This is a genomic window from Streptomyces sp. NPDC014727, from assembly GCF_043083485.1.
Lineage (GTDB): Bacteria > Actinomycetota > Actinomycetes > Streptomycetales > Streptomycetaceae > Streptomyces.
Genome location: NZ_JBIBYR010000011.1, coordinates 17,406 through 32,195 on the forward strand (window position 1 = coordinate 17,406; position 14,790 = coordinate 32,195).

Genomic DNA, 14,790 nt, shown 5'->3' on the forward strand with positions numbered 1-14,790 from the left:
ACGGGAGCCCCCTTTGGCTATGCAGCCCACATCCACGACGACCAAGCACATCTTCGTCACCGGGGGTGTCGCCTCTTCCCTCGGCAAGGGTCTGACTGCCTCCAGCCTCGGCGCCCTGCTCAAGGCGCGCGGACTCCGGGTCACCATGCAGAAGCTCGACCCGTACCTGAACGTCGACCCGGGCACGATGAACCCGTTCCAGCACGGGGAGGTGTTCGTCACCAACGACGGCGCCGAGACCGACCTGGACATCGGCCACTACGAGCGCTTCCTCGACGTCGACCTCGACGGCTCCGCCAACGTCACCACCGGGCAGGTCTACTCCCAGGTGATCGCCAAGGAGCGGCGCGGCGAGTACCTCGGTGACACCGTGCAGGTCATCCCGCACATCACCAACGAGATCAAGCACCGCATCCGCCGCATGGCCACCGATGACGTCGATGTCGTCATCACCGAGGTCGGCGGCACGGTCGGTGACATCGAGTCGCTGCCGTTCCTGGAGACCGTGCGCCAGGTCCGCCACGAGGTCGGCCGGGACAACGTCTTCGTCGTGCACATCTCGCTGCTGCCCTACATCGGCCCGTCCGGCGAGCTCAAGACCAAGCCGACCCAGCACTCCGTCGCCGCGCTGCGCAACATCGGCATCCAGCCCGATGCCATCGTGCTCCGCGCCGACCGTGACGTGCCGACCGCCATCAAGCGCAAGATCTCGCTGATGTGCGACGTCGACGAGGCCGCCGTGGTGGCCTGCGTGGACGCCAAGTCGATCTACGACATCCCCAAGGTGCTGCACACCGAGGGCCTGGACGCCTATGTCGTGCGCAAGCTCGACCTGCCGTTCCGTGACGTCGACTGGACCACCTGGGACGACCTGCTGGACCGCGTCCACAACCCCGACCACGAGGTCACCGTCGCGCTCGTCGGCAAGTACATCGACCTGCCCGACGCCTATCTCTCGGTCACCGAGGCCATCCGGGCCGGCGGCTTCGCGAACAAGGCCCGCGTCAAGGTCAAGTGGGTCGCCTCCGATGACTGCAAGACCCCGGCCGGCGCCGCCAGGCAGCTCTCCGACGTGGACGCGATCTGCGTCCCGGGCGGCTTCGGCGACCGCGGTGTCAACGGCAAGATCGGCGCCATCCAGTACGCCCGTGAGAACAAGGTGCCGCTGCTCGGCCTCTGCCTCGGCCTCCAGTGCATCGTGATCGAGGCCGCGCGCAACCTTGCCGAGATCCCCGACGCCAACTCCACCGAGTTCGACGCCGCCACCGCGCACCCCGTCATCTCGACGATGGAGGAGCAGCTCGCGTACGTCGAGGGCGCGGGCGACCTGGGCGGCACCATGCGGCTCGGCCTGTACCCGGCGAAGCTCGCCGAGGGCTCGCTGGTCCGCGAGGCGTACGACGACCAGCCGTACGTGGAGGAGCGTCACCGCCACCGCTACGAGGTCAACAACGCCTACCGCGCCGAGCTGGAGAAGAAGGCTGGTCTGGTCTTCTCCGGCACCTCCCCGGACAACAAGCTCGTCGAGTACGTCGAGTACCCGCGCGAGATCCACCCCTACCTGGTCGCCACCCAGGCACACCCGGAGCTCCGCTCCCGCCCGACCCGCCCCCACCCGCTCTTCGCGGGCCTGGTGAAGGCCGCCGTCGAGCGCAGGACGGGTGCCGGGGCCGGTGGCAAGCAGACCGCCGCATCGGGCAAGTAGTCCGGCGGCAGGCAGGCATTAACGTTGACCGGGGTACGGATCCACTGTGGATGCGTGCCCCGGTTTCTGTTCTTCGTGGGAGGACGTAGATGGGTTTCCAGGACACGCCCGAGGAGTGGCAGGTCACCGCGACCAAGACGCCCTTCACCGGCAACAAGACCAGCGTCCGCACCGATGAAGTGGTGATGCCCGACGGCACGGTCGTACGCCGCGACTACCAGGTCCACCCGGGTTCGGTCGCCGTGCTCGCGATCGACGAGGAGGACCGGGTCCTCGTGCTGCGGCAGTACCGCCACCCGGTGCGCCACAAGCTCTGGGAGATCCCGGCCGGACTGCTCGACATCCCCGGTGAGAACCCGCTGCACGCGGCACAGCGCGAGCTCTACGAGGAGGCGTACGCCAAGGCCGAGGACTGGCGGGTGCTGGCGGACGTCTACACCACGCCGGGCGGCTGCGACGAAGCCGTACGGATCTTCCTGGCCCGGAATCTCTCCGAGGCCGACGGGGAGCGCTACGAGGTCTCCGAGGAGGAGGCCGACATGGAGCTGGCCCGGGTGCCGCTCCAGGAGCTGGTGCGCGGGGTGCTCGCCGGGGATCTGCACAACAACTGCCTCGTGGTGGGTGTCCTCTCGCTCGCGGCGGTGCGCGCCGGTGACGGGATCGATTCCCTGCGTCCGGCCGAGGCGCCCTGGCCCGCCCGCCCGTTCGAGGCCTGACGATCAGCAAGGACCGCTCGGGGTCCGGCCGTTCGACGAGCAGGGATCGTCCGGGGACCGGGCGGGGCGTCGTCCGGGGTCCGGTGGTCCGATCGGCAGTCTGACCGGGCGGCTCGGCGGACCGCTGAACGGTTCGCCGACATCACCGACATCTTCCGATCGGAAAAGACGCTGATCCGATCGAGGGACCTCTGCGCCATGCTCCACGGAATTCGTCCATACGCCTGAACTACGCTCGGAATGCCCTGACCGGAGTCCCGGCGGGCAATGCGTGCAGCGAAGTGGAGCGTGGCCCGTGACGGATCAGGCGGTGGACACCAGCGGCCCGGTTGAGGCAGCGGGAACCGAGGAGCCGTCCGGCGCCGCCCCACCCCGATTCTTCGGCCGCGAACGCGAGTTGAAGGCGCTACGGGCCGACATCGAGCGGGCCGGACTGGACACCCTGGCCGGCCGCAAGGCCGCCCGCGCACGGGTCCTGCTGATCGCCGGCCGTCCCGGTTCCGGACGCACCGCGCTCGCCGGTGAACTCACCCGCCGGCTGCTCTCCACCGACGGTTACGCGGACGGACTGCTCAGGGCCCGGCTCACCGATCCCGGCGGCGCGCCGGTTCCCACCGAGCGCACCGCGCGGGAGCTGCTCGACCAGCTGGGTGTGACGGGGCCGCCCGGCGCGGACGGGGACGAACTCTCCGAGTTGCTCCGCGAGGCGCTCACCGGGCGCCGCACCCTGCTGCTCCTCGATGACGCCGTGGACGCGGAACAGGTCGACCCGCTGCTGCCGGACGACCCCGACTGTCTGGTCGTCGCCACCTCCGAGGGCCCGCTGACCGGCATCCCGGGCGTCCGCCCCTGCACCCTCGGCGGTCTGGACGCGGGCTCCGCGGTCCGGCTGCTCGCCCGGCTCATCGGCCAGGTCAGGATCACCGTCGACCCGCGGACCGCCGAGACCCTGGCCGAGGAGTGCGGTGGACTGCCGGCGGCCCTGGTGATGGTCGGAGGCTGGCTCGCCGCCCGTCCCATGGCCTCGGTCGCCGATGTCACCAAACAGCTGCGGGAACTGCCGGACGAGCCGGAGCAGTCCAACGGTGCCCGCCCGCTGGCCCGCGCCTTCCGGCTGGTCCACGACTCCCTGCCGGCGACCGCCGCCCGGATACTGCGCCTGCTCGCCCTCGCTCCCGCCGGGCTCGCCGACGCGCACACCGCCTCCGCGCTGGCCGGCTGCTCCGTCTCGGCCGCCCGGACGACCCTCGACGACTTCGTGGCCCTGGGACTGCTGCGCACCGACGGGGCGGACGAGCCGCAGTACGAGGTGCCCGGCTGCCTCGCCCCGTTGCTGCGGGCGCTCCTGGAGGCCAGGGACCGGCCGACGGAGATCCAGCTGGCCAGGGCCCGGATGCTGGAGCGGACCGTACGGCTGTTGCAGTCCTGCCGGGCGGTCACCGACCCCGAGGGTTCCCCGGCCCGCCGCAAGCTCGCCGGGCTGCCGCGCTCGCTGCGCTTCCCCGGCCCCGACGCGGCCGCCGAATGGCTGCGGATGCGCCGGCCCGCGCTGCTGGCCTCGGCCAGGATCGCCGTCGAGGACGGTGAACTCGACACTCTGGCAAGGAGGTTGGTGGCAGCTCTGGTGCGGGCGCTGGCCGTGCATCAGGGCACCGAGGCCGCCGCGCCCGAGCTGTACGGACTGCACGGTCTGGTCCTGGCCGTCGCCGAACGGCGCGATCTGCCGCGCGAGCGGGCCGCCGCACTGCTCAACCTCGCCGACCTCGATGCCAGGACCGGCCGTACGCGGGAGGCGCTGGCCCGCTACCGCGCCGCGCTGGACGCCGGACGGGCCGCGAAGGACCCGTACGCCACCGGCCGCGCGATGGAATCCGTAGGCGGCGCCTACGCCGAGCTGGGGGACTTCCAGCGGGCCTCCGACTGGTACGGCCGGGCGCTGGCGCAGCGGCTCACCCAGGGCGAGCGGGCCGACGAGGCGCGGTTGTACGGGCGGCTCGGCGCCGTCCACACCTATGCCGGGCGGTACGGCGAGGCGCTGCGGAACTGGCGCGCCGCCGCCGCCGGGTACCGCAGGCTCGGCGATGTCCCGGCCCAGGCGCGGGCACTGAGCGAGGCCGCCCGGGTGCAGGAGTACGCGGGCCGCCCCCACGAATCGCTGCACACCTGCCAGGAGGCCGTTCAGTGGGCCAGGAGGGCCGGGGACGTACGGCTGCAGGCGGCGCTGGAGCTGCGGCTGGCCGACACCCTCGAACGGCTCGGCGACCCGGCCGCGGCCCGGCTGCACAGGGGTCTGGCCGACAGCTTGCTGGGCGAGAAGGGTGCAACCTACGAAATCCGCAGTGTGATCACTGAAAAATAATGCTTTGTAAGGCTAGACAGCGAGAAGTCCTTCATTAAACTGGCTGTACCGCGTGTGTTCGCGGTATCTCCATTTACGCAGTGTCTATCCGGGTATGTGTAGCTGTGTCCGGGTAACCCTCTGAGTCAAGGACCGTGATCGACGTGAAGGTCGGCATCCCCCGCGAAGTCAAGAACAACGAGTTCCGCGTGGCGATCACGCCTGCCGGTGTGAACGAGCTCGTCCGCCACGGCCATCAGGTCGTCGTCGAGGAGAACGCCGGGGCCGGCTCCTCCATCACGGACGAGGAGTACATCGCCGCCGGAGCGCAGATACTCGCCACCGCGGACGAGGTCTGGGCCGCCGCCGATCTGCTGCTCAAGGTCAAGGAGCCGGTCGCCGAGGAGTACCACCGCCTCCGCAAGGACCAGACGCTCTTCACCTACCTGCACCTCGCCGCCTCCCGCGAGTGCACGGACGCGCTGCTGGAGTCGGGCACCACGGCCATCGCGTACGAGACGGTCGAGACCGCGAACCGCGCGCTGCCGCTGCTCGCCCCGATGTCCGAGGTCGCGGGCCGGCTGGCCCCGCAGGTCGGCGCCTACCACCTGATGCGCTCGGCCGGTGGCCGCGGCGTGCTGCCGGGCGGGGTTCCCGGCACGGCGGCCGGCAAGGCCGTCGTCATCGGCGGCGGTGTCTCGGGCTGGAACGCCACGCAGATCGCCGTCGGCCTCGGCTTCCACGTCACGCTGCTCGACAAGGACATCAACAAGCTGCGCGAGGCCGACAAGATCTTCGGCACCAAGGTGCAGACGGTCGTCTCCAACGCCTTCGAGCTGGAGAAGGCCGTCGTCGAGGCCGACCTCGTCGTCGGTGCCGTGCTCATCCCGGGTGCGAAGGCCCCGAAGCTCGTCACCAACGAGCTTGTCGCCAAGATGAAGCCCGGAAGTGTACTTGTCGACATTGCAATCGACCAGGGTGGCTGCTTCGAGGACTCGCACCCGACGACCCACGCCGAGCCGACCTTCATGGTCCACAACTCGGTCTTCTACTGCGTCGCGAACATGCCCGGCGCGGTGCCGAACACCTCCACGTACGCCCTCACCAACGCCACGCTGCCGTACATCGTGGAGCTCGCCAACCGTGGCTGGGTCGAGGCGCTGCGCCGTGACGCCGCACTGGCCAAGGGTCTCAACACCCATGACGGACAGGTCGTTTACCGCGAGGTGGCCGAGGCGCACGGTCTGCCGCACGTCGAGCTGAGCTCGCTCCTCGGCTGACGGGTCAACATCTTCCGTCAACCTCATGAGTCCGGCCGGACCTTGCCGAGCAAGGTCCGGCCGGACTCATGTCGGGTCCCGCGGGGTCCCTGCGCAACTCGTCTCGAACGTAACCCTTCAACCGATTCGTGCACCTGTTAAAAGTGTGCGCCGGTGGCTGCGTGCCCTTGACAGGGAGGTGTTCGATTGCCGACACATCGGTCCGGGTCCGGCGGATTGTGTTGCTGCGGAGCGGTGACACGCCATAGAGTCGCCAATCGTCGGCATGATGCCACGCTGACCTATCGATAAGTTTCCTGGTCACATCCAAGGAGGTAAGACGACTTGTGAATGAGTCGACATTTACTCCCGGGGGTGTTCAACCAGGGATGCCTGCACGGGGCCAGAGCCCGAACGGGCTGGAGGCTGTCGGCTCCGTCGCTGTCCGCACCTTCGCCACCCACCAGCACATGACGACAGCCCCCCAGATGATGGACGGCCTACACGTGAACGCCATGGCCGGCAACGAGAGTGGCCGAGACACTGCCCACTTCGCCGACTTCGACGAGGTGCCCCAGGGGCACTTCTACGACCCCGACGCCGAGTACGAGCCCGATCCGGAGTACGCGGCCACTCTCGCGCCCGACGCTGCCCGACAGCGCCGCGAGCGGATCGGCCCGACCGGTCGACCCCTGCCCTATTTCCCGATCCCGGGTCCGCTGACCGACCACGGTCCCGCGAAGATCATCGCGATGTGCAACCAGAAGGGCGGCGTCGGCAAGACCACGTCGACCATCAACCTGGGTGCCGCACTCGCGGAGTACGGACGTCGCGTCCTGCTCGTCGACTTCGACCCGCAGGGAGCCCTGTCGGTCGGGCTCGGCGTCAACCCGATGGAGCTCGACCTCACGGTCTACAACCTGCTCATGGAGCGGGGCATGTCGGCCGACGAGGTCCTGCTGAAGACCGCGGTCCCGAACATGGACCTGCTGCCCAGCAACATCGACCTGTCGGCTGCGGAGGTGCAGCTGGTGAGCGAGGTCGCCCGGGAATCCACGCTGCAGCGCGCCCTGAAGCCGCTGATGGCCGACTACGACTACATCGTGATCGACTGTCAGCCGTCGCTGGGCCTGCTCACCGTGAACGCCCTGACGGCGGCCCACAAGGTCATAGTGCCGCTCGAATGCGAGTTCTTCGCGCTGCGCGGCGTGGCCCTGCTCACCGAGACCATCGAGAAGGTCCAGGAGCGGCTCAACCCGGATCTGGAGCTCGACGGCATCCTCGCCACCATGTACGACTCCCGCACGGTGCACAGCCGCGAGGTCCTCGCGCGCGTCGTCGAGGCCTTCGACGACCACGTGTACCACACGGTCATCGGGCGCACCGTGCGTTTCCCGGAGACCACGGTCGCGGGTGAGCCCATCACCACGTACGCCTCCAACTCGGTCGGTGCCGCCGCCTATCGCCAGCTCGCCAGGGAGGTGCTCGCCCGGTGTCACGCCGAGTGAGTCTGCCCGGGGCCGACGAACTGTTCCGTACCACCGGGGGGATGGGTCTGCAGGCCTCGTCCCCCGCAGACCGGCGGCGCAAGGCGAACGGCGAGGCCCGGGTGCCCGGCCCGGCGGGTGAGAGCGACACCGGGGCCGACGGGCCGACTGCGGGTACGACGGAGACCGGAGCCGCTGCCGCCGCGCGGGAAGAGCACTCCGCGGCGGACGCCGACGCGGGGGAATCGCGCAGCCGCGGTGGCGAGCGGGTCGCGGTGGCGGGACAGTCGGGGCGCAGGCCCCAGCAGTCCCCGCCGTCCGCGCAGTCGCCGGCGCCGTCGTCCGCGCAGGAGGCGGTTCCCGCCCCCGCCGTCCAGCAGCAGCGCAGGCGTGGCGGCGGACGGGGGGCGAACCGGCGGCCCAGCGGCCGTGAGCGCCACGACGAGAAGATCACCGTCTATGTCTCCGCCGAGGAACTGATGGACCTCGAACACGCACGTCTCGTGCTGCGCGGGGAGCACGGGCTCGCGGTCGACCGCGGACGGATCGTCCGCGAGGCCGTCGCGGTGGTTCTCGCGGACCTGGAGTCGCGGGGCGACGCGAGCATCCTCGTACGGCGGCTGCGCGGCCGCTGACGGGCGGGGCGCCGGTAGCCTGCCCGGGGTGCCGCCGTCGGCCGAGCGGCCCGGCCCCTTCCGTCCGGGCCTTTGCCCGCCGCCCGTATCCCGCTTGCCCCTGGACCCTCATGCCGACGAACGACGAGCCCGCCCGCACCCTGCGCCGCCCCTTGGGCCGAGGTCCGGGCGGTCGGCCTGCTGTGGCACCTGCGGCGTCCGGGGGCGGCGACGGTGAATCCGCCGTGCCGCTTCCCGGCACCGATGAGGCGTCCCCGGCCCCGTCTCCGGCGGATGCGGCGGCGGCCGGGCCTGCCGGGACCGTCGGGTCCCAGGACCCCGTACCGCCTTCCGGGCCCGTCGCGACAGCGCCACCGGGCCCGTCCCCCGAGCCGGCCGACGACGGGCGGTTCACCGTTCGGCTGGCGAACTTCGAGGGGCCGTTCGATCTGCTGCTGCAGCTCATCTCCAAGCACAAGCTGGATGTGACCGAAGTCGCGCTGTCCAAGGTCACCGACGAGTTCATGGCCCACATCCGGGCCATGGGGCCGGACTGGGACCTGGATCAGACCACCGAGTTCCTCGTCGTCGCCGCCACCCTGCTCGACCTGAAGGCCGCCCGCCTGCTGCCCGCGGCAGAGGTGGAGGACGAGGCGGATCTGGCCCTGCTCGAAGCGCGCGACCTGCTCTTCGCCCGGCTGCTCCAGTACCGTGCGTACAAACGCGTCGCGGAGATCTTCAGCGACCGGCTGGAGTCGGAGGGGCGGCGCTTCCCGCGGACCGTGGGCCTGGAGCCGCACCACGCCGAGCTGCTGCCCGAGGTCGTCATCAGGATCGGAGCGGAGAAGTTCGCCGAACTGGCCGTGCGGGCGATGCAGCCGAAGCCCGAGCCTCGGGTGTACGTCGACCACATCCACGCGCCGCTGGTCAGCGTGCGGGAACAGGCCGAGATCGTGGTGGCCCGGCTGCGCGAGGCCGGGGAGATCAGCTTCCGGGTGCTCACCGAGGACGCGCCGGACACCCTCACCGTCGTCGCCCGGTTCCTCGCGCTGCTGGAGCTGTACCGGGAGAAGGCCGTAGCGCTGGACCAGGACGAGGCGCTCGGTGAGCTCCTGGTGCGCTGGGCCGCAGGAGAGGGGGCCGAGCCCGTCGTGACGGACGAGTTCGACACCGAGGTGACCGGGGCGCAGGACGTCCGGGAGGATGGGAAGGCATGAGTCAGCAGGACACCACGGGTTCCACCGTCGCGGATCTCGATCTCAAGCCCGCGCTGGAGGCCGTCCTCATGGTCGTCGACGAGCCCGCCACGGAGGAACACCTCGCCAAGGTGCTGGAACGGCCCCGCAGGGCCGTCGCCGACGCGCTGCGCGAGCTGGCCGACGAGTACACCGTGCAGCGCCGCGGGTTCGACCTGCGGCTGGTCGCGGGCGGCTGGCGCTTCTACACGCGCCCGGAGTACGCGGCGGCCGTCGAGGGCTTCGTCCTGGACGGCCAGCAGGCCCGTCTCACGCAGGCGGCGCTGGAGACCCTCGCGGTGGTCGCGTACCGTCAACCGGTCAGCCGGTCGAGGGTCTCCGCGGTCCGCGGCGTGAACTGTGACGGGGTCATGCGGACCCTCCTGCAGCGGGGCCTCGTCGAGGAAGCGGGCGCGGAACCCGAAACAGGTGCGATCCTGTACAGGACGACGAACTACTTTCTGGAGCGGATGGGCCTGCGTGGCCTGGATGAGCTCCCGGAGCTCGCGCCCTTCCTCCCCGAGGCGGACGCGATCGAGGCCGAGACGCCAGAGGGTGTGCCGTCGTTCGATCCGGACGCACCGGACACCCCGGAAACTCACGCAGACGACAAGACGGAATTTTGATGCGAAGCAGTGGCAGGAACAGCGGAAGCGGCAGCGGCAGGAGCGGCGGCAACCGGAATCCCCGGGGTGCCGGCGCCGGGCGCGACGGCAAGCAGGAGCAGCGTCCTCGTCGGCCCCGGCCCGAGGAGCGCCGCTATGACGTGGGCGCCACCGGCGAGCAGAGCGGCGACGGTCCCCGCAAGGGCCGTGGCGCCGCGGCCCGCGGCGGTGCCAAGGGCGGTCCGAAGCCCGCGCAGGCCGGTGGCGGCCGGAGCGGCGGCGCGCGTCGCCAGGGCGCCCCGTCCCGTCCGCGTGAGCTCGACGCCAAGATCGAGCAGCGCAACCGGGACAGGTACGCGAACAAGCCCGACATCAGGACGCCCAAGACCTTCCCGGGCGCCGAGCAGGAGGGCGAGCGGCTGCAGAAGGTCCTCGCCAGGGCCGGCATGGGCTCGCGCCGCGCGTGCGAGGAACTGATCGAGCAGGCCCGCGTCGAGGTCAACGGCGAGATCGTTGTCGAGCAGGGCATGCGCGTCGATGTGCACAAGGACGAGATCAAGGTCGACGGTCTGACCGTCGCCGCGCAGTCGTACCTCTTCTTCGCGCTGAACAAGCCCGCCGGTGTTGTCTCCTCCATGGAGGACCCGGACGGCCGTCAGTGCCTCGGCGACTACGTCACCAACCGTGAGACGCGACTCTTCCACGTCGGCCGGCTGGACACCGAGACCGAGGGCATCATCATGCTCACCAACCACGGCGAGCTGGCCCACCGCCTGACCCACCCCAAGTACGGGGTGAAGAAGACCTACCTGGCCGCCATCCAGGGACCGCTCCCGCGCGACCTGGGCAAGCGGCTCAAGGACGGCATCCAGCTGGAGGACGGCTACGCCCGCGCCGACCACTTCCGGGTCGTCGAGAACACCGGCAAGAACTACCTGGTCGAGGTGACCCTCCACGAGGGCCGCAAGCACATCGTCCGCCGGATGCTGGCCGAGGCCGGCTTCCCGGTCGAGCGGCTCGTACGGACGTCCTTCGGGCCGATCCCGCTGGGCGACCAGAAGTCCGGCTGGCTGCGCCGCCTCACCAATACCGAGGTCGGCATGCTGATGCGCGAGGTCGGCCTGTAAGACCGTCCGGACGCTCCGCCCCGGCTCCGTCCGCTCCACGGCCCGCGGCCGGTTCCTGCTTTCGATTTTCGAACAGGAATCGGCCGCGGGCCTTTTGCTGCGACCGTTCCGCCTTTATAGTCAGACTGACTATTAAGGAGGCGGGAGTGAGTCTCGCGGATGTCCTCGATCCCCTGCAGCAGCCCCTGGTGACGGTCCTCGACACCCCGGTCAGCTGGACCGAGGTGCTCGGCTTCGGCAGCGGGGCGCTGTGCGTGTGGCTCGTGGCCCGCCAGCACCTCGCCAACTGGCCGATCGGCATCGCCAACAACCTCTTCTTCATCCTGCTGTTCGCCCAGTCCGGCCTGTACGCCGACGCCGGACTCCAGATCGTCTTCATCGCCCTTGCCGCGTACGGCTGGTGGACCTGGACCCACGGGGGTGGACCAGGGGCGCCGGATCTGCCGGTGCGGCGCACCTCGCGCGCCGAATGGACCCGGCTGCTCGCGGCAGGGGTGGTGGGGGCCCTCGCCCTCACCGTCCTGCTGGACCGCGCCACCGACTCGACCGTGCCCTTCTGGGACGCCCTGACGACCGCGTTGTCCCTGACGGCGACGTACGGGCAGTGCAGGAAGCTCGTCGAGTCGTGGTGGCTCTGGATCGCCGCCGATGTGGTGTACATCCCGCTGTACGCGTACAAGGAGCTCTATCTGACCTCCCTGCTGTACGTCGGCTTCCTGACGCTGTGCCTGATCGGCCTGAGCAACTGGCGGCGAGATCTCGCCGGGCGGCGGCGACCCGTGGAGGTGGCGGCGGCACCCGGGTACGAGGTCGGCGTGGGCCGGGGGCGTGGGGGGTCGCTGTGAGTGGTCGGTTTCCACGGGGCAGCGGCGTGAAGCGCTTCGCGCACGGGCTCGTCCTCGGCAAGTTCTACCCGCCGCACGCCGGCCACCATCATCTCGTCCGCACCGCGCAGGACCGCTGCGAGCGGCTGACCGTCCTGGTGTGTGCCGCCTCCGTCGAATCCGTACCGCTCGCCGACCGGGTGGCCTGGATGCGGCAGGTGCACCCGGACGCACGGGTCGTGGGCGCCGTCGACGACGTCCACATGGACCTCCACGACCCGGCGATCTGGGACGCGCACATGGCCGTCTTCACCGAGGCCGTGCCCGAACCGGTGGACGCCGTGTTCACCTCGGAGTCGTACGGGGACGAACTGGCCCGCAGATTCGGTGCCGAGTCCGTCTGTGTCGACCCCGACCGTACGGTCTTCCCGGTCTCCGGCACCGCCGTCCGCAAGGACCCGGTCGGCTGCTGGGACTTCCTCGAACCGCCCGTGCGGGCCGCGCTCACCCGCCGGATCGTCGTCCTCGGCGCGGAATCCACCGGTACCACGACGATGGCCCGCGCCCTCGCCGACCACTACCGGCGGCGTGGCGGTGTCTGGGCGCGGACCCAATGCGTCGACGAGTACGGACGGGAGTTCAGCGAACAGAAACTGGCCGCGCTGCGCGCCCGGTGGCCCGGGGCCCAGTGGGAGGACGTCGCCTTCGGCACCGACGACTTCCCGCTGATCGCCGAGACGCAGAACGCCAACGAGGAGGCGGCCGCACGCACCGGGTCGCCGGTGCTCTTCTGCGACACGGACTCCTTCGCCACCACCGTCTGGCACGAGCGGTACATCGGCGGCCGCAACCCGCTCGTCGAGGAGACCGCCGACCGGGTCGCCCACCATCTGTGGCTGCTCACCGACCACGAGGGGGTCGCCTTCGAGGACGACGGGCTGCGCGACGGCGAGGAGCTGCGGCCCTGGATGACCGACCGGTTCCGGGCCGAACTCACCCGTACCGGAAGGGAGTTCATCGAGCTCACCGGAACCCGTGAGGAACGCCTGGCCACCGCCGTCGCCGCCGTCGACACCCTGCTCGCCGCCGGCTGGAACTTCACCGCCCCCCTTCCGGAGCACCGATGAACGCCGGTGCCCCCGCAGGCTACGACCCGTATGCCTTCGAACCCTTCGCGGTCACCGTCGACCTCGCCGTCTTCACGGTCCGCGACACCCGACTGCACGTCCTGCTCGTCGAACGGGGCGAGGACCCCTACAAGGGCCACTGGGCACTGCCCGGCGGCTTCGTCCAGCCGCGCGAGTCCGCCGAGGACGCCGCCCGCCGGGAGCTCGCCGAGGAGACCGGTCTCACCGAGGGAACCGTCTGTGCCCTCCACCTGGAACAGTTGCGCACCTACAGCGCGCCGGACCGCGACCCGAGGATGCGGGTCGTCTCGGTCGCCTACGCCGCACTCGTACCCGACCTGCCCGAACCCCGTGGCGGCGGAGACGCCGCCAGCGCCCAGTGGTGGGACGCCCGAACCGTCGGCCCGCTCGCCTTCGACCACGACCACATCCTCGCCGACGCACACGACCGGATCGGCGCCAGACTCGAATACAGCTGCCTGGCCACCGCCTTCTGCCCGCCCGAATTCACCCTGGGAGAGCTCCAGCAGGTGTACGAGACGGTCTGGGGAGTCGAGCTGGACCGGCCCAACTTCCGGCGCAAGGTCCTCACCACACCCGGCTTCGTCCAGGCCGTGGAGGGTCCGCCGCGCCGCACCGGCGGACGGGGGAAGCCGGCCGCTCTCTACCGGGCGGGCGCCGCCACCGCACTGCACCCTCCACTCCTGAGACCGGAAGGAAGAACCTCGTGATCGTGACCAGGACCATCACCAAACAGGCCGCCACCGGCGCACTGACCGGGCTCGCGCTCGGCGATGCGCTGGGCTTCCCGACCGAGTTCAACAACGTGCCGTCGATCCTCGCCAAGTGCGGGCCGTGGCGCCGGATGCGGCTGCCGAACCCGGCGATCGTCACCGACGACACCCAGATGACACTGGCCCTGGGGCGGGGCATCCGGACCGCCATGGACCGAGGGCTGCTCACCCCGCTGCGGCTGACCCGCCCGGTCCGTGAGGAGTTCGTCGACTGGTACCACTCGCCCGACAACAACCGTGCCCCCGGCCGCACCTGCATGACCGCCTGCCGCCTGCTCGACAGCGACCGGCTCTGGCAGGAGGCCAGCCAGACCGGGTCCAAGGGCTGCGGCGCCAACATGCGGGTCGCGCCGGTCGGACTCGTGCCGGGGCTGAGCGACGAACAGCGCTCCGGCGCGGCCCAGTTGCAGGCGGCCCTCACCCATGGGCACCCGACGGCGCTCGCCGCGTCCGATCTGATGGCCCGAGCGGTGTACCTGCTGGCACAGGGGGCGGAGCCGAGGGGCCTGATCGGGCAACTGCGCAGTTACGCGTACGAGAACAGCAGCCGCTACCTCACGCGCTGGCTCGGCGACCTCTGGCGGTACGCGGGCGACCCCTCGCCGGAGCTGTACATCCAGCGGGGCTGGGACGAATGCCTTGCCGCCCTGGCCCGTGTCCAGGACGCGCTGCGCGACCCGTCCCCGGAGACCGACCCCTGCGAGGCGACCGGCGACGGGTGGATCGCCGAGGAGGCCCTGGCCACGGCCCTGCACTGCTTCCTGCTCTTCCCCGACGAGCCCGTCACCGCGCTGCGCCGGGCCGCCTGCACCAGGGGCGACTCGGACTCCCTCGGCTGCCTGACCGGCGCGCTCGCCGGGGCGCACCTGGGGGCAGGGGCCTGGCCCAAGGAGTGGGCGGAGCGGATCGAGTACCGGAGCGATCTGCTCTCGCTGGGGGCGCTCTGGGACGCTTGATCC

At 70.7% G+C, this 14,790-nt stretch carries 13 protein-coding genes; all 13 read left to right on the top strand.

Annotated elements, in window-relative coordinates; genetic code table 11:
* Positions 1-19: 19 nt before the first annotated feature.
* The 13 genes from ACF1B9_RS18725 to ACF1B9_RS18785 all read left to right on the top strand — a co-directional run bounded on the left by ACF1B9_RS18725 (position 20) and on the right by ACF1B9_RS18785 (position 14,787).
* On the top strand, positions 20-1,705 hold the full coding sequence (locus ACF1B9_RS18725) for a CTP synthase (protein WP_351085804.1): 1,686 nt from the start codon (positions 20-22) through the stop codon (positions 1,703-1,705).
* Positions 1,706-1,794: 89 nt separating this feature from the next.
* A complete protein-coding gene (locus ACF1B9_RS18730) occupies positions 1,795-2,421 on the top strand; it encodes an NUDIX domain-containing protein (protein WP_391740425.1) in 627 nt (208 codons plus the stop codon).
* Positions 2,422-2,716: 295 nt separating this feature from the next.
* On the top strand, positions 2,717-4,780 hold the full coding sequence (locus ACF1B9_RS18735) for a tetratricopeptide repeat protein (RefSeq protein WP_391740424.1): 2,064 nt from the start codon (positions 2,717-2,719) through the stop codon (positions 4,778-4,780).
* A gap of 143 nt (positions 4,781-4,923) precedes the next feature.
* Positions 4,924-6,039, top strand: coding sequence for an alanine dehydrogenase (ald, locus tag ACF1B9_RS18740; protein ID WP_391740456.1), 1,116 nt, complete (start codon positions 4,924-4,926; stop codon positions 6,037-6,039).
* Positions 6,040-6,407: 368 nt separating this feature from the next.
* On the top strand, positions 6,408-7,526 hold the full coding sequence (locus tag ACF1B9_RS18745; RefSeq protein ID WP_351074738.1) for a ParA family protein: 1,119 nt from the start codon (positions 6,408-6,410) through the stop codon (positions 7,524-7,526).
* Entirely contained in the window at positions 7,523-8,140 is a 618-nt protein-coding gene (locus tag ACF1B9_RS18750) for a hypothetical protein (RefSeq protein WP_391740455.1), read from the top strand. Before ACF1B9_RS18745 ends, ACF1B9_RS18750 begins: the two co-directional genes overlap by 4 nt.
* 110 nt (positions 8,141-8,250) lie before the next feature.
* Positions 8,251-9,336 carry a segregation and condensation protein A gene (locus ACF1B9_RS18755; protein WP_391740423.1) on the top strand — a complete coding sequence of 362 codons (1,086 nt, stop codon included), beginning with the start codon at positions 8,251-8,253 and terminating at the stop codon, positions 9,334-9,336.
* Positions 9,333-9,980 carry an SMC-Scp complex subunit ScpB gene (gene scpB, locus ACF1B9_RS18760; RefSeq protein WP_391740422.1) on the top strand — a complete coding sequence of 216 codons (648 nt, stop codon included), beginning with the start codon at positions 9,333-9,335 and terminating at the stop codon, positions 9,978-9,980. The genes ACF1B9_RS18755 and scpB overlap by 4 nt, the downstream gene beginning before the upstream one ends.
* A complete protein-coding gene (locus tag ACF1B9_RS18765) occupies positions 9,980-11,086 on the top strand; it encodes a pseudouridine synthase (protein WP_391740421.1) in 1,107 nt (368 codons plus the stop codon). The genes scpB and ACF1B9_RS18765 overlap by 1 nt, the downstream gene beginning before the upstream one ends.
* A gap of 146 nt (positions 11,087-11,232) precedes the next feature.
* The gene (pnuC, locus tag ACF1B9_RS18770; protein WP_391740420.1) at positions 11,233-11,931 is read left to right on the top strand and encodes a nicotinamide riboside transporter PnuC; all 699 of its coding nucleotides are present in this window, start codon (positions 11,233-11,235) and stop codon (positions 11,929-11,931) included.
* A 26-nt stretch (positions 11,932-11,957) separates the two neighbouring features.
* A complete protein-coding gene (locus ACF1B9_RS18775; RefSeq protein ID WP_391740419.1) occupies positions 11,958-13,037 on the top strand; it encodes an AAA family ATPase in 1,080 nt (359 codons plus the stop codon).
* A complete protein-coding gene (locus tag ACF1B9_RS18780) occupies positions 13,034-13,768 on the top strand; it encodes an NUDIX domain-containing protein (RefSeq protein WP_351074749.1) in 735 nt (244 codons plus the stop codon). The genes ACF1B9_RS18775 and ACF1B9_RS18780 overlap by 4 nt, the downstream gene beginning before the upstream one ends.
* The gene (locus tag ACF1B9_RS18785; RefSeq protein ID WP_391740418.1) at positions 13,765-14,787 is read left to right on the top strand and encodes an ADP-ribosylglycohydrolase family protein; all 1,023 of its coding nucleotides are present in this window, start codon (positions 13,765-13,767) and stop codon (positions 14,785-14,787) included. Before ACF1B9_RS18780 ends, ACF1B9_RS18785 begins: the two co-directional genes overlap by 4 nt.
* Positions 14,788-14,790: the final 3 nt, after the last annotated feature.

Excerpts from the sequence above, each read along its gene's own strand:
- ACF1B9_RS18725 (WP_351085804.1), top strand. The coding sequence starts at position 20 with ATGCAGCCCACATCCACGACGACCAAGCACATCTTCGTCACCGGGGGT.
- ACF1B9_RS18730 (WP_391740425.1), top strand. The coding sequence starts at position 1,795 with ATGGGTTTCCAGGACACGCCCGAGGAGTGGCAGGTCACCGCGACCAAG.
- ACF1B9_RS18745 (WP_351074738.1), top strand. The coding sequence starts at position 6,408 with ATGCCTGCACGGGGCCAGAGCCCGAACGGGCTGGAGGCTGTCGGCTCC.
- ACF1B9_RS18755 (WP_391740423.1), top strand. The coding sequence starts at position 8,251 with ATGCCGACGAACGACGAGCCCGCCCGCACCCTGCGCCGCCCCTTGGGC.
- scpB (WP_391740422.1), top strand. The coding sequence starts at position 9,333 with ATGAGTCAGCAGGACACCACGGGTTCCACCGTCGCGGATCTCGATCTC.
- ACF1B9_RS18765 (WP_391740421.1), top strand. The coding sequence starts at position 9,980 with ATGCGAAGCAGTGGCAGGAACAGCGGAAGCGGCAGCGGCAGGAGCGGC.
- ACF1B9_RS18780 (WP_351074749.1), top strand. The coding sequence starts at position 13,034 with ATGAACGCCGGTGCCCCCGCAGGCTACGACCCGTATGCCTTCGAACCC.